Annotated in this window: 12 protein-coding genes and 1 pseudogene; 7 read left to right on the top strand and 6 right to left on the bottom strand. The window is 69.5% G+C overall.

From position 1 onward, the window contains the following. Positions 1-79: 79 nt before the first annotated feature. Positions 80-529 (top strand): annotated as a pseudogene (locus ABD260_RS37610) (protein kinase domain-containing protein); the annotation flags it as partial. 1,632 nt (positions 530-2,161) lie between these two features. Continuing rightward, entirely contained in the window at positions 2,162-2,557 is a 396-nt protein-coding gene (locus tag ABD260_RS21920) for a hypothetical protein (RefSeq protein ID WP_344235746.1), read from the top strand. Positions 2,558-2,608: 51 nt separating this feature from the next. Here the strand turns inward: ABD260_RS21920 and ABD260_RS21915 are convergent, their stop codons facing one another. The 3 genes from ABD260_RS21915 to lpdA all read right to left on the bottom strand — a co-directional run bounded on the left by ABD260_RS21915 (position 2,609) and on the right by lpdA (position 7,097). Then, the gene (locus tag ABD260_RS21915) at positions 2,609-3,496 is read right to left on the bottom strand and encodes a TIGR01777 family oxidoreductase (RefSeq protein ID WP_344235744.1); all 888 of its coding nucleotides are present in this window, start codon (positions 3,494-3,496) and stop codon (positions 2,609-2,611) included. Between the two features lie 129 nt (positions 3,497-3,625). After that, positions 3,626-5,575 carry a 2-oxoglutarate dehydrogenase, E2 component, dihydrolipoamide succinyltransferase gene (gene sucB / locus ABD260_RS21910; RefSeq protein ID WP_344235742.1) on the bottom strand — a complete coding sequence of 650 codons (1,950 nt, stop codon included), beginning with the start codon at positions 5,573-5,575 and terminating at the stop codon, positions 3,626-3,628. Between the two features lie 130 nt (positions 5,576-5,705). Next, a complete protein-coding gene (gene lpdA, locus ABD260_RS21905) occupies positions 5,706-7,097 on the bottom strand; it encodes a dihydrolipoyl dehydrogenase (protein WP_344235740.1) in 1,392 nt (463 codons plus the stop codon). A 184-nt stretch (positions 7,098-7,281) separates the two neighbouring features. On the opposite strand from lpdA, the gene ABD260_RS21900 reads away from it, so the two are divergent. Further along, positions 7,282-7,599 carry a hypothetical protein gene (locus ABD260_RS21900; protein WP_184834133.1) on the top strand — a complete coding sequence of 106 codons (318 nt, stop codon included), beginning with the start codon at positions 7,282-7,284 and terminating at the stop codon, positions 7,597-7,599. On the opposite strand, the gene ABD260_RS21895 is transcribed toward ABD260_RS21900, so the two are convergent. Beyond that, positions 7,596-8,366 (bottom strand): carbon-nitrogen hydrolase family protein, encoded by a 771-nt coding sequence (locus tag ABD260_RS21895; RefSeq protein ID WP_344235738.1) that lies wholly within the window; start codon positions 8,364-8,366, stop codon positions 7,596-7,598. The two genes, ABD260_RS21900 and ABD260_RS21895, sit on opposite strands and share 4 nt — an antisense overlap. Before the next feature lie 29 nt (positions 8,367-8,395). Between ABD260_RS21895 and ABD260_RS21890 the strand changes: the two genes are divergently transcribed. Then, complete coding sequence (locus tag ABD260_RS21890) at positions 8,396-9,034, top strand: GntR family transcriptional regulator (RefSeq protein WP_344235736.1); 639 nt, start codon at positions 8,396-8,398, stop codon at positions 9,032-9,034. Positions 9,035-9,112: 78 nt separating this feature from the next. Here ABD260_RS21890 and ABD260_RS21885 read toward each other — a convergent pair whose 3' ends face one another. Continuing rightward, positions 9,113-10,411: an MFS transporter gene (locus ABD260_RS21885; protein ID WP_344235734.1), complete on the bottom strand. Its 1,299-nt coding sequence runs from the start codon at positions 10,409-10,411 to the stop codon at positions 9,113-9,115. An 81-nt stretch (positions 10,412-10,492) separates the two neighbouring features. Here ABD260_RS21885 and ABD260_RS21880 point away from each other — a divergent pair, with 81 nt between their 5' ends. Next, positions 10,493-11,164, top strand: coding sequence for a DUF2848 domain-containing protein (locus ABD260_RS21880; protein WP_344235732.1), 672 nt, complete (start codon positions 10,493-10,495; stop codon positions 11,162-11,164). A gap of 2 nt (positions 11,165-11,166) precedes the next feature. Beyond that, complete coding sequence (locus ABD260_RS21875) at positions 11,167-11,499, top strand: cupin domain-containing protein (RefSeq protein ID WP_344235730.1); 333 nt, start codon at positions 11,167-11,169, stop codon at positions 11,497-11,499. Here ABD260_RS21875 and ABD260_RS21870 read toward each other — a convergent pair. Continuing rightward, positions 11,488-12,990, bottom strand: coding sequence for a leucyl aminopeptidase (locus ABD260_RS21870; RefSeq protein WP_344235728.1), 1,503 nt, complete (start codon positions 12,988-12,990; stop codon positions 11,488-11,490). The genes ABD260_RS21875 and ABD260_RS21870 overlap by 12 nt on opposite strands. Before the next feature lie 97 nt (positions 12,991-13,087). Between ABD260_RS21870 and gcvT the strand changes: the two genes are divergently transcribed. Further along, the gene (gcvT, locus tag ABD260_RS21865; RefSeq protein ID WP_344235726.1) at positions 13,088-14,194 is read left to right on the top strand and encodes a glycine cleavage system aminomethyltransferase GcvT; all 1,107 of its coding nucleotides are present in this window, start codon (positions 13,088-13,090) and stop codon (positions 14,192-14,194) included. Positions 14,195-14,265 lie beyond the last annotated feature (71 nt).

Below are 14,265 nucleotides of genomic sequence, written 5' to 3'. Positions count from 1 at the left end.
CAACCGTGGAATCGGCTGAGCGAGGTGGGCTGTGGATAACTTCCGCGGCTGTTGTCGTGATCGGTGCATCCTCTTGGGCATGGACCCCGCAGACCTCGCCGGCTACAGCCCGCGCCGGTTGCTCGGATCCGGACCGCTCGGCACCGTCTGGCAGGTCCGCGACCGCGCCTCCGGCCGCAATGCTGCCCTCAAGCGCATCCCAATCACCGCCGTCCCCAACCCAGCCCAGTTCCGCCAAACCCTGTCCCGTCTGACCCGCATCCACCACCCTCACCTGGCCCGCCTGACCGCCTTCCACGAATCCGACACCGAGTTCCTCCTCATCACGCAATTCCTGGTAGCCGGCAGCCTGAAATCCCTCCTCCAACGCCGCCCAGCACTAGCCCCAGGCGAACTGGTCACCCTCCTAACCCCGATCACCAGCGCCATAACCCACCTCCACACCATCGGCCTGACCCACGGCTCAATCACCCAACAAAACATCCTCTTCGACGCCTCCGGCCGCCCAGTCCTCACCGACGCCACCCTCCACCCCAGCACCCCACAAGCCGACCTAGCAGCCCTAACCACCCTCACCCACGCCCTAGCCGCCAACCCCAACCCCACCTCCCAACCGACCGCCTCCCAAACAGCCGACTCCCCACCAACCACCTCCGCAACCAGCGCAACTCCACCCCTCCACCGGCCAACCCCCGCGATCCCCATAGACCTAGCCCTCCCCGTTCCCAACCCGCCCACAACTGCCCACCCCACAGCCACACCCTCCGCCGCCCACCATGCGGCCTCATCCGCGGTCGTTGGAACCACCAACAAAACCTCCAGCCTCCCCGACGCTGCACCTCCAGCTGCAGATACAGCTGAACCACCTACGCCCACACCCGCCGCCAACCCACCCACACCTGTGGCTCCTGCGAACCCATCCACGCCCGTACGTGGTGCGAACCCACCCGCGCCTGTACGTGGTACGGACCGACCAGCGCCTGTACGTGGTGCCGAGCCATCTATGCCTGGACGTGATGTGAACTCGTCGACGTCCGCGGATTGTGTGGGCTGGGGGGACGTCGACGTACGTGCTGAGCCGCCTGCCGCTGACTGTGGTGCTGATTCGCCGGAGGTCCCAGCATGGGCCGACTCATCCGCGGCTGGTTGGGGTACTCATCCATCGCCCATCGACGGCAATGTCAGCCCTGGTCTTCGCGATCTCCTTGGTGGAGCGAGTTCGTCCGATGCGTACGTCGCCAGTCCGCCGACTGTTCCCTTCAAGGCATCGCCGGATACTTCCTCGCCGGACGACGACCCGAGCACCCTCGCGCGCGCACCACTCGCGGCACCTCCACCCAGCCCACCAGTACGACCGACGCGCGCCGCATTCCGTCAATCTCAGCAATCCGCGTCCATTCCAACTGCGCGCACGAAACGCCCCCGCCCGCAGCGCCGCGCCAAACCCCGCCGATCCCGCTCCCGCCGAGCCAGGAGCTTCCGCCGCCGCCGCACCCTCCGCCGCCTCCCAGGCGCCCCGCACGACGCCCTCCGCCGCCTCGCACGTGCACCGCATGATGTCCTCGGTCGCCTCACTCGTGCACCGCGCGGCACCGTCGGCCGCGTCCCGGATGCACCGCGTGGCACCTCCCGCGGCCTCCCACACGCACCGCATGATGTCCTGGGTCGCCTCACTCGTGCACCGCGCGGCACCTCCCGCGGCCTCCCACACGCACCGTACGACGCCCTTCGCCGCCAGCCGCGTGCACCGCGGGGCGCGCTCGGCCGCGTTCTGCAGGCATCGTACGACGGAGGCGACGGTCTTCCGCGTGAACCGCGAGGCACCTTCCGCCGCTTTCGGGGAGCGCCATACGGCGTCCTCTCCGCGGCTGCTCTTGGCGCAGTAGTCGTCCTTGCAATCGGCGCAGCGACCGTCAAGACCCTCAACAGCTCAGCCACCGCCCAACCCCAACCACACCAGACCCAACAACCACCGCCCAACCAGCAGCAGTCGCCGAACCAACAGCCGATGGCGGGCGAACGGTCGCAGGGGCAGCAGACGACGGCGGGTGCGCGGCCGCCGTCTGCGCAACCGCCGTCTGCGGGGCCGTCGTCTCGTCGGCCGTTGTCTTCGCAGACGCCTTTGCCTGGACAGCCGTCTTCGTCAGGTGTGCCTCGGGCGATGACTGCGGATGAGATCGCCTGGACGCAGAAGCTGCAATCGCTTGACGCACGGCGGGCGCGGGCGTTCTGGGCGCTTGATCTCAAGGTCCTCGACGGTGTGTACGTCCCGGGTAGCTCACCTTGGCAGGCCGATCGGGCGTTGCTGTCCAGTTACCGGGATCAGCAACTCAGGGTGCAAGGTTTGCGCATCCAGATCGACAAGGCGGTCATCACGCGCCGTACGCCAACCTCGATCGCCCTGAAGACGACCGATCACCTCACTGGCGGTCAGGCGGTTGACCGTGCCGGCACGATCACTCGGCTTCCCCCAGGCGCCCCGACCACCAGACTGATCACCCTGACCATCAGCAGACCTGGACAGCCATGGCGCATCGCCGCGATCACCGACGCTTGAGCGGGCGCCGTGACAGGCCTTGGCCACGGCACCTGGGTCGGCCACCGCTTGCTAGTTGAGTGCGGCCGAGAGGGCAGTGGCGACGGTGGGGTAGTGGAACGTGAACCCGTTCGACTGCAGTCGCGTCGGGAGCGCGCGCTTGCTGCCGATCAGTTCCCACACGAACTCGCCCAGCACAACCTTCATCAGCACCCCAGGCACAGGTACGAACGCGGGCCGATGCAGCGCCGTCGCCAACGCCGCGGTGAACTCCTCGTTCGTGGCAGGCGCTGGCAGCGCGATGTTCACCGGACCGCTGACCGCATCGTGCTCGGCAACGAAACGTACGGCGCGCAGCCAGTCGGTCAACGCGACGACCGGGAAGTACTGCTTGCCCGACCCCAGCCGTCCACCCAGGCCAACCCGGAAAGGAAGTGAGAGAAGTTGAAACGCCGGAGCATTGCGATCGAGTACGACCCCGGTGCGCAGCGCGGCGACCCGGCTGCCGGCCGCCTTGGCGGGGTCGAGCGCGCCTTCCCACAGCCGGACGACGTCGGACAGAAACCCTTCGCCCAACTGCGAGTCCTCGGTCAGGATCTGATCGCCGAGGTCGGTCCCGTACCCGCCGATGCCGCTTTGCGTGATGAGTACCGGCGGCCGCTCCAGCCGCGACGCGACCGCGGCCAGGGTGGCGGTCGTGCTCACCCGGCTCTCCCGGATCGCGTTCCGGTACGTCGGGGTCCACGGCCGGCCGATGTTCGCCCCGGCCAGATTGACCAGTACGTCGGGGTCGTCGAGCGCCGCCGCGTCGAGCTCACCCGCGGCCGGATTCCATCGCACCTCGTCCGGCGCGGCCGGCGTACGCCGGACCAGCCGCACGATCTGATGGCCATCGGCAACCAAATCGCGGGCGAGCGCCTTGCCCAGGAAACCGGAAGCCCCGGCCAGCACGTACTTCATCCCGCTCAGCTCCTTCTCGGGTTGCTTGCTGTCGTACCAATGCAGCCGCTTGCTGTGCTACCGGTGAAGACGAAAGCGCCGGTGCCCATCTCCGCGGGGAGACAAGCACCGGCGCCGGTGTCCGTCGGCTCAGACGTCGAACTGAGCCTCTTCGAGCCGCTGCTTGACGGCCGTCAGGTAGCGGGCCGCGTCGGCGCCGTCGACCAGGCGGTGGTCGTAGGTCAGCGCGAGGTACACCATCTGCCGGATGGCGATCGTCTCGCCGAGTTCCGGGTGGGTGATGACGACCGGGCGCTTCACCACGGCACCGGTCCCGAGCATGCCGACCTGCGGCTGGTTCAGGATCGGGGTGTCGAACAGCGCGCCGCGGCTACCGGTGTTGGTGATGGTGAACGTACCGCCCGCCATCTCGTCCGGCAGCACCTTGTTGTTCCGGGTACGGTCGGCGAGGTCGGCGATCTTCTTCGCCAGGCCGGCGATGTTCAGGTCGCCGGCGTTGTGGACGACCGGAACCATCAGGCCGCGCTCCACGTCCACCGCGATGCCGAGGTGCTCGGCGGCGTGGTACGTGATCTCGCCCTTCTCCTCGTCGATCGACGCGTTCAGCTTCGGGTACTGCTTCAGCGCGTCGACCGCGGCGAGGGCGAAGAACGGCAGGAAGGACAGCTTGACGCCCTCGCGGGCCTCGAACTCGGCCTTCTTCTTGTTCCGCAGCTTGGCGATCTCGGTGACGTCGACCTCGACCACGGTGGTCAGCTGGGCCGAGACCTTCAGCGAGTTGACCATGTGAGCGGCGATCGCCTTGCGGATGCGGCTCATCTTCTCGGTGGTGCCGCGCAGCGGGCTGATCACCGGTGCCTTCGCGGCGGCGGCCGGTGCCGATGCCGGAGCGGCGGCGGGGGCGGCCGCGGCGGCCTTCTTGGCCTCAGCGGCGGCGATCACGTCCTGCTTGCGGATCCGCCCACCGACGCCGGTGCCCTGGACGGAGCCGAGGTCGACCTGGTGCTCGGCCGCGAGCTTGCGGACCAGCGGGGTGACGTAGTTCGGGCCGTCGGAGGCAGCACCGTTCTGCGCGGCCGCAGCAGCCGGAGCAGCAGCAGCCTGGGCCGGAGCGGGTGCGGCCTGCGGGGCGGGGGCTGCGGCCGGGGCGGGCGCTGCGGCAGGAGCAGCAGCCGGTGCCGGGGCAGGAGCTTGTGCCGGAGCAGAAGCCTGTGCAGGTGCGGCCGCCTGGGCCGGAGCGGGAGCTTGGGCCGGAGCGGGAGCTTGGGCCGGAGCGGCGGGCGCCTCGGCGGGAGCCTCGGACGGGGCCGGGGTGGAGGCGGCGGGTGCGGAGGCGGCCGGGGTGCCGGAGCCTACGACCGCGAGCTCCGCGCCGACCTCGACGGTTTCGTCTTCGGCGACCTTGATCTCCAGGAGCTTGCCGGCGACCGGGCTCGGGATCTCGGTGTCGACCTTGTCGGTGGACACCTCGAGGAGGGGCTCGTCCACGGCTACGTCGTCGCCGACCTGCTTGAGCCAGCGGGTGACGGTTCCCTCGGTGACGCTCTCACCCAGAGCGGGGAGCGTGACCGACGTGCCTGAACCACCGGCTGGGGCAGCCTCGGCCGCGGCCGGAGCGGAAGGAGCTTCAGCAGCCGGGGCCTGCGCGGCGGGAGCGTCCTGGGCGGGAGCGTCGGCCGGAGCCGGTGCGGCCGCGGGGGCGGAGTTCGCCGGAGCCGATGCGGCGGCCGGTGCCTGCGCGGCGGCCGGGGCCTCTGCGGCTGGGGCGTCCTGGGCCGGGGCTTCGGCGGCGGGAGCGTCCTGGGCTGGGGCGTCGGCGGCAGGGGTGGAGGTGGATTCGCCGGCGTCGCCGATGACGGCCAGTTCGGCGCCGACCTCGACGGTTTCGTCCTCGGCGGCCTTGATCTCCAGCAGGGTGCCGGCCACCGGCGAGGGGATCTCGGTGTCGACCTTGTCGGTCGAGACCTCCAGCAGGGGCTCGTCGACGGCAACCGTGTCACCGACCTGCTTGAGCCAGCGGGTGACGGTTCCTTCGGTGACGCTCTCCCCGAGGGCCGGCAGGGATACAGAGGTCGGCATGACGGTCGTTGCTCCTTCGTCTGATCGGTCGAGTGTCAGCCTACGGTGCCGCCGGAGCGGACGAGATCCGGGTCACGGACGTCTCCTCGCGCTCTCGGCAGCTCAAACCTACTCGGATGGTCCAGCAGGCTCAGTCATGGAAGTGCAAAGGCTTCCCGGCCAGCGCCAGGTGAGCCTCGCCGAGCGCTTCGTTCTGGGTCGGGTGGGCGTGGACGAGCGGCGCGACATCGGCCGGGTACGCCTCCCAGTTGTAGATCAGCTGCGCTTCGCCGATCAGTTCGCCGACCCGGGAGCCGACCATGTGCAGGCCGGCCACGGCGCCGTCCTTGGCGCGGACGAGCTTGACGAAACCGGCGGTCTTCAGGATCTGGCTCTTGCCGTTGCCGCCGAGGTTGTAGTTGAGCACCTCGACCTCGCCGTACTTCTCCCGCGCCTGCTCCTCGGTCAGCCCGACCGACGCGACCTCCGGCTCGGAGTACGTCACCCGCGGGATGCCGGTCTCGTCGATCGGGGTCGGCGCGAGGCCGGCGATCTGTTCGGCGACGAAGATGCCCTGCTGGAAGCCGCGGTGTGCGAGTTGCAGTCCCGGCACGATGTCGCCGACGGCGTACACGCCGGGCACGCTGGTCTGCAAGGTCGCGTCGACGGTGACGAACCCACGATCGAGCGCGACGCCGGCCTCCTCGTACCCGAGGCCCGCGGTGTTCGGCCCACGGCCGACGGCGACCAGCAGTACCTCGGCCTCGATCACCTCGCCACCGGCGACGGTGACGCGGACGCCGTCGTCGACCACCTCGACGGACTCGAAGCGGGTACCGGTCTTGAAGCCGATCTTCCGCTTCCGGAACGCCCGCTCGAGGGTCTTGCTGGAGTCGGCGTCCTCGGCCGGGACCAGCCGGGGCAGCGCCTCGACGATCGTCACCTTGGTCCCGAAGGAGGTCCACGCGGAGGCGAACTCGACGCCGATCACGCCGCCGCCGAGGATCACCGCGGACTCCGGCACCCGGTCGAGCGTCAGCGCGTGCTCGCTCGCGATCACCCGCCGGCCGTCGAGCTCCAGGCCAGGCAGCGACTTCGAGTAGGAGCCGGAGGCAAGTACGACGTTGCGGCCGGTGTACGTGGTGTCGCCGACCTGCACGGTGGTGGGGGAGGTGAGTCGCCCCTCGCCCTCGATCACGGTGATGCCGCGCGCCTTCAACTGCCCCTGCAGACCCTTGAAGAGCCGGTCGACGACGCCGTCCTTGTACTTGTTCACGCCGCCCATGTCGACGCCTTCGAGCGTCGTCCGGACCCCGAACTGTTCACCCTCGCGGGCCGAGTCGGCGACCTCGGCGGCGTGCAGCAGCGCCTTGGTCGGGATGCAGCCACGGTGCAGACACGTCCCGCCGACCTTGTCCTTCTCCACCAGCGCCACGGACAGGCCGAGCGTCGCGGCCCGCAGCCCGGCGGCGTAGCCACCACTGCCGCCACCGAGAATCACCAGGTCGTACGTTGTGCCGGTTGCAGTGCCGCTGTCAGTCACAGGTTCCTCCGTGGGTCTGGTCCAAGGCAGGCGGTCCCGGATCGCGGTTCCGGCCCGCGGCCATCCTTTCACCGATCGCCGGCGGATCCACGCGCGGGCCGGTCCCGGCGCGCTGCCCGGTTCCGGCCGGAACCGTTATCCAGGATTCGAGCGGCGAGTTGCACACATAGTGGACAATTACGTCATGAAGTGGTTCGGTCGCCGGCAGAAGGCCGGAACGATGCGCCGGGCGGACACCCCGGACCAGGCGCACCTGCGGGATTTCGCCCAGTCTCGCCAAGGCGTGGAAGGCTTCGTCGAGCCACGCACGGCGGTCACCGACTACACCCTGCTGCTGGTGGCGATCGACGGCGAATGGACCCGCCGCCGCGTCCCATCGGTCAAATGGGCCCACGACTTCGCGAACCGCCTCGGCATCCCGTCGTACGACGCCGCCGTGGTCGGCTACCCACCCCGCATGCGCGAATACAACGCCCGCATGAAGAAGAACGGCCAGGCCTAGAGGATAGGTACGCGCCCTCTGGTGTCGGTGACCGTTTCGGTGTCGATGGTTGCGACGAGTAGGTCGGGGGCTGCGGCGAGGCGGGCTCTTGGGTGGCCGGTCGGGGTGATCAGGGCGCTGCGGCCGATGCCCAGTGGGTCGGTGCCGCGCGGGGGAGTGTAGGCCTGGTCGCAGGCGAGTAGCCAAGCTTGGGCGTCGGCGGCGCGGGCTCGGGTGAGGAGGTCCCACTGGTCTTCCTTGGCGGGGCCGGCACCCCACGACGCGGGTACGACGATCAGCTCCGCGCCGAGCCGGCCGAGGTCCGTGAACTGGGCGGCGAAGCGCAGGTCGTAGCAGGTCGCCAATCCGATCTGTACGCCGCCGAACCGGAACGTGGTCAGCTGATTGCCAGGGGCAACAACATCGGACTCGCGGGACCCGAAGGCGTCGTACAAGTGGATCTTCCGGTACGTCGCCTCCACGCCCGGGGCGGTCGCGAGCAGGGTGTTGTGTACGCGCCCGTCGGCCGCCGGTTCGAACAAGCCCGCGACGACCACGACGCCGAGGTCCGCGGCGACCTTGCGCAGGCCGGTGGCGAATGGGCCGTCGAGTGGTTCGGCGATCGCACGCAGATCGGTGCCGAAACAGGCCATGGTGGCTTCGGGGAGGGCGACCAGTTCGGCGCCGGCGGCCGCGGCCTGGACGATCGTCTCGATCGCGGTGGTCAGGTTGGCGGCCGGATCGGGTCCGGCCAGGAGCTGTCCGGCGGCGACACACAGGACTGTCATCTGGCTCTCCAAGGCTGTATACGTTGGGTATGCGATTGAGTGGGGACTCCGGCCGCGACCGTGCCTATCAGTACCTTCGCGGCACGGTGCTCAGTGATCCGGCCGTGTCGGGGACGTTCATCAACGAGCAGGCGGTCGCGACCGAGGTGGGGATTTCGCGGACGCCGGTGCGCGAGGCGCTGCTGATGCTCGCGGCCGAGGACCTGGTTCAGCTGGTTCCGCATCGAGGTGCGTTCGTCGCGCCGGTGCCCGGCCGGGAGATCGCGGAGATGATGCAGGCCCGCGGCGTGATCGAGACCTGGGCGGCGACCACCTCGCTGGCGGCCGGCCGCGCGCCGGTGGACGCGATGGCGGAGGTGCTCGGGCAGCAGCGGGCGATCGTCGACAAGTCGGACGCCAAGGACTTCATCGAGCTGGACAGTCAGTTCCACGCGCTGCTGGTCGAGGCGGCCGGCAACTCGGTGCTCGGCCGGTTGTACGAGAGCCTCCGCGCGCGGCACGTACTGCTCGGGGTCGTCGCCCTGCAGCGCAGCGCGACGCGCCGGCAAGAGGTACTGGACGAACACCAGGCGATCGTGGACGGACTGGCGGCCGGCAAGCCGGAGGCGGCCGAGAAGGCGATCCTCCGCCACCTCGACTCCACCGGCGCCCTCCTCATGCAGGGCTGAGTCCACCAGCGGCTGCTTCAGACCCGCGCGGCTCATACCGCGATACCCACGCGGCTCATACCGCGATACCCACGCGGCTCATACCGGGCTTGTCACCGCACTGCTCGGCTCGTCCCGTACCGCCCTGCCGAGCCCCAACCCGACCAGCGTCACCGCACAAGCCACCACGATGTACGCCGCGATCACATACCCAGTACCCGTCTTCGCCAAGAAGTAGGTGAAGGCCAGCGGCGCCAGCGCCCCGCCGATCACGCCGGCAAACGTGTACGCCAGTGAGCTCCCGGTGTACCGCAGTCGTGCCGTGAACTGCTCCGACACGAACGCGGCCTGCGGTCCGTACATCAGCGAATGGAACACCAAGCCGATCACGACACCCGGCAACAGCGTGGCCAAGGACGACGCGGTGGCGAAGAAGATGACGCTCCAGATCGCACCGCCGACAGCGCCGATCGCATAGATCCGCCGCCGCCCGTACCGGTCGGAGAGCCACCCGGACCACGGAATCATGCCAACCTGCAACGCCGATCCGACCAGTACACAAGTAACAGCCTGCCCGCGGCTCATCCCCAGCTCTTTGGTCGCGTACGTCAGCACGAACACGGCGAACAGCGCGTACAGCACGTCCGGACCGACCCGAGCCAGGATCGCCGCGATCAACGGGCGCGTCTCGGTGCGCAGTACTTCGGACACCGGAGCCGTCGGCTGATCGCCCTTCGCCTCCAGCTCAAGGAACACCGGCGTCTCTTCCAGCTTGCTCCGGATCAACAGCCCGAACGCCACCAGGACAGCTGACAACAGGAACGCGATCCGCCATCCCCAGCTCAGGAACGCCTGCTCCGAAGTCAGTCCGGCCAGTACGGCGAGGACGCCGTTCGCCAGCAACGTACCGAGCGGCGGACCGACCTGCGCCGCGGAGGCCCAGAACCCGCGCTGCCCTTCCTGGCTGAACTCACTGCTCAGCAACACCGCACCGCCCCACTCGCCACCGACACCGACGCCCTGGGCGAAGCGCAGCACCACCAGCATCGCCGGAGCGAACGCGCCGGCCTGGGCGTGTGTCGGCAGCAGCCCGATGCAGAACGTGGCCACACCGATCAGCAACAGCGTCGCGACCAGTACGCGTTTGCGGCCGATCACGTCGCCGAGCCGGCCGAAGAAGATGCCGCCAAGCGGGCGGGCGACGTACCCGACGGCGTATGTCGCGAACGCCTGCAAGGTGCCGGTCAACGGCTCGCTGCCAGGGAAGAACAGGTCGCCGAAGACCAGTGCGGCGGCGGAGCTGTAGACGGCGAAGTCGTACCACTCCAGCGAGGTGCCGGACAGGCTGGCGGCGAACGCCTTGTACAGCGAGCGGCGTTCCGGGGGAGAGCTGGACATCAGGGTGGACCTCCTAGAGCGGTTGCTCCATACTCGTTGTATACGACGTGTTCACGCAAGACCGACAGCCGGAGGAATTTCATGAGCCTGCAGTTCACCCTGCCTGATGGCAGTGAGCGGACGATCACGGTCCGCTACGCACTGAACGCGGGGTACGCCGGGCGCGACACGCAGCAGGTCCAGCACCACGTGGACGAGCTGGCCGAGCTCGGGGTCCCGGCGCCGTCGCGAATCCCGACGCTGTACCCGCTGTCCGCGTCGCTCGTCAGCCGGCCGGAAGTCGTCCAGGTCCCGCACGCGAAGACGTCCGGTGAGGCGGAATGGGCTCTGGTCGTCGGTGAGGACGACGTACTGCTCACGGTCGCCTGCGATCACACCGACCGTGCGCTCGAGGTACATGGGGTCGCGTGGAGCAAGCAGTCCGCGCCGGACCTGCTCGGCGATGTCGCCTGGCCGCTCAGTGAGATCGAGCACGAGCTGGACCAGTTCACGCTGAAGGCGTGGGTGCGGCACGGCGACACCGAGACGCTGATTCAGGACGGCACGCTGGCGCAGCTGCTGCCGCCGTCGTACTGGATCAAGGAGCTCGGCGACCGGCTCGTACCGGGAACTGTGCTGCTGAGCGGGACGATCCCGATGATCGCGGGCGTCGACCAGTTCGCCGACGGCTGGCGGGTCGAGCTGGCCGATCCGCGGAATGTCGTCAGTAGGATTGTCTACAACGTCGAGCGGCTCGCCCCGGCCTGGGACTGACCATGAAAGCCGAACACGAGTTCTTCGCCGCGGGCGACCTCGACTGGGCCGACGCCGGCGGCGGGATCGCCGAGAAGGTGCTCAGCGCGGACGCCGCCGACGGCACGTTGACCCGGCTGGCTCGCTGGGCACCCGGTACGACCTCAGGCGCCGAGGCGATCAGGCACGAGTACGTCGAAGAGGTGTACCTGCTTGAGGGTGAGCTGACCGATCTCACCCTCAAGCGGACGTTCCGCCGCGGCGACTACGCCTGCCGGCCGCCGGGGATGCCGCATGGTCCGTACCGGACGACCACCGGCTGCACCATGCTGGAGACGCGCTACTCAGCTCGCTGAAGCGGCCAGCTCGACCAGCGTACGAACCGCATAGCCGGTGCCGCCGGCCGGGATGTACCCCGCGGCGCCACCGTCGTTGAAGGCCGGCCCGGCCACGTCCAGGTGCACCCAGTCGATGCCGTCGGCAACGAAGTCGCCGAGGAAGGCGGCCGCCGCGAGTGCGCCGCCCCACGGCTCGCCGGTGATGTTGGCCAGGTCGGCGACCTTCGAGTGCGCCTTCAGCTTGTCCAGCATCTCGGCCGGGATCGGCAGCGGCCAGATCGCTTCACCGGCCGCGATCGCGGCGTCCACGACCCGGTCCCGGGCAGTGTCGGTGTTCGCGAACGCGCCGGCCACCTTGGTGCCCAGGGCAACGACACAGGCACCGGTCAGGGTGGCCACGTCGACGATCAGGTCGGGCGCGTCCTCGGAGGCCCGGACCAGCGCGTCGCCGAGCACCAGCCGGCCCTCGGCGTCGGTGTTCAGCACCTCGACGGTCTTGCCGCCGTACATGGTCAGGACGTCGGACGGCCGCGCCGCCGAACCGGACGGCATGTTCTCCGCCATCGCCGCGTAGGTCGTGACCTGCACCGGCAGCCCGAGCCGCGCGATCGCGATCGTCGCGCCGATCACCGCGGCTGCGCCGGCCATGTCGGACTTCATGCTGACCATGCCGTTCGACGTCTTCAGCGACAGACCGCCGGAGTCGAAGGTGATGCCCTTCCCGACGAAGGCGAGGTGCGTCACCGGCTTGCGCGGCGTGTAGGTCAGCCGGACCAGCCGCGGCGGGTTGGCCGAGCCCTGGCCGACCCCGAGGATGCCGCCGTACCCGCCCTTGCCGAGCGCCTTCTCGTCGAGCACCTCGACCTTGACGCCGTACTCCTTGCCGAGCTTGACCGCGTCGGCCGCGAACTCGGCCGGGTGCAGGTCCGCCGGCGGGGTGTTCACCCAGTCCCGCACCTGCGCGACCGCTTCGGCGGTCACCTGCGCGCGCTCGAGCGCCGTCTTGGCGTCCTTGTTCCGGGCCAGGTCGGTGAGTACGGTCAGCGCGCCCGGCTCGTCACCGGTGTCGGCCGACTTGTACGCAGTGAACGCGTACCGCCCCATCAAAGCGCCTTCGGCCACGGCGCGTACGCACTCGGCGTCCGGGGCCGGCAGCGCGAACGCGACCGACTGGGTGAACTTGGCGGCGCGGACACCCGTCCCCGCGGCGGTCCGCAGGTCCTCGGTCTTCAGCTCGCCGTCCGGGGCAGCGCCGAGGCCGACCGCGATCAGCGTCGCGGACTTGCCCGGCTTGCTCAGCAGCGGCCCGGGCACCTTGGTCACCTCGCCGGTCTTGCCGGTGGCGCCGAGTCCGGACAGCACCTCCACCAGCTTCCCGCCGTACGCGGCGTTCAGCGACTCGGTGCCGGCCGGCAGAGCGACGCCGCCGCCGAGTTTGACCACGCCGATGACCACGGCGTCGGTCTTGACGCCGGCGGCATCGGACTTGCTCAGGGTGATGGTGGTCACGAAATCCTCAGTCCTCCTTGACCGGCGGGCAGCGGGCCGGTCGTCACGGTACGTGCAAGCTGCCTCCGCATGCTACGCGTCGGGTAGTTTCCCCTCCATGACCACGTCGCACGAGTTGAAGAAGTCCCCGTTGCACGAGCGCCACGTCGCGCTCGGCGCCAAGTTCGCCGAGTTCGGCGGCTGGGAGATGCCACTGGAGTACGCCGGCGTGGTGGCCGAGCACACCGCGGTCCGGACGTCGGTCGGCGTCTTCGACGTCAGTCACCTCGGCAAGGCGACCGTCAAGGGCGCGGGCGCGGCGGCGTACGTGAACGCGTGCCTGTCCAACGACCTGGGCAAGATCGCTCCCGGCCAGGCGCAGTACACGCTGTGCTGCAACGAGCGTGGGGGAGTGGTCGACGACCTGATCGCGTACCTGCACGCCGACGACGACGTGTTCCTGATCCCGAACGCGGCGAACACCGCGGAGGTGGTGCGGCTGCTGCAGGCGGACGCGCCGGCGGGTGTCGAGGTGACGAACGTGCACGACGACTACGCGATCCTCGCGGTCCAGGGCACCAAGAGCGACGAGGTGGTGGCCGCGATCGGGCTGCCGATCGGACACGACTACATGGCGTTCGCCACAGCAGACTTCAACGGTACGCCGGTGGTTGTCTGCCGCACCGGCTACACCGGAGAACGTGGGTACGAGCTGGTCGTACCGAACGCGGCCGCGCCGGCCGTGTTCGATGCACTGCTCGAAGCAGGAGAGCAGTACGGCATTGTCCCGGCTGGCCTCGGTGCCCGTGACACGCTGCGTACCGAGATGGGCTACCCGCTGCACGGCCAGGACATCTCGCCGGACATCACACCCGTTCAGGCGCGCTCCGGCTGGGCCGTCGGCTGGAAGAAGGAGCACTTCTGGGGTGACGCGGCGCTCCGGGCCGAGAAGGAGCGTGGCCCGGCCCGTATCTTGCGTGGCCTGCGAGCCGCCGGCCGTGGCATCCCCAGGCCGCACATGGCGGTCCTGGACCAGGCCGGGACGGCGCTCGGTGAGGTCACGTCCGGCACCTTCTCGCCGACCCTGAAGAAGGGTGTCGCGCTGGCGCTCCTGGACGCGACCGTCAAGGAAGGCGATCAGGTGACCGTCGACATCCGTGGCCGGCAGGAGTTGTTCGACGTGGTGAAGCCTCCCTTCGTCACGGTGCACGTCCGGGAGGCCTGACCTCAGCCCCAGTCCCAGGCTCGCTTCATGGTCAGTCCTTCCTCCGGGGCGGGTTGGTGGTGCCGGAAGAC

Origin of the sequence: Kribbella hippodromi (genome assembly GCF_039531045.1) — a bacterium.
Taxonomy (GTDB): Bacteria; Actinomycetota; Actinomycetes; order Propionibacteriales; family Kribbellaceae; genus Kribbella; species Kribbella hippodromi.
This window is presented reverse-complemented; position numbering and strand designations above follow the sequence as displayed.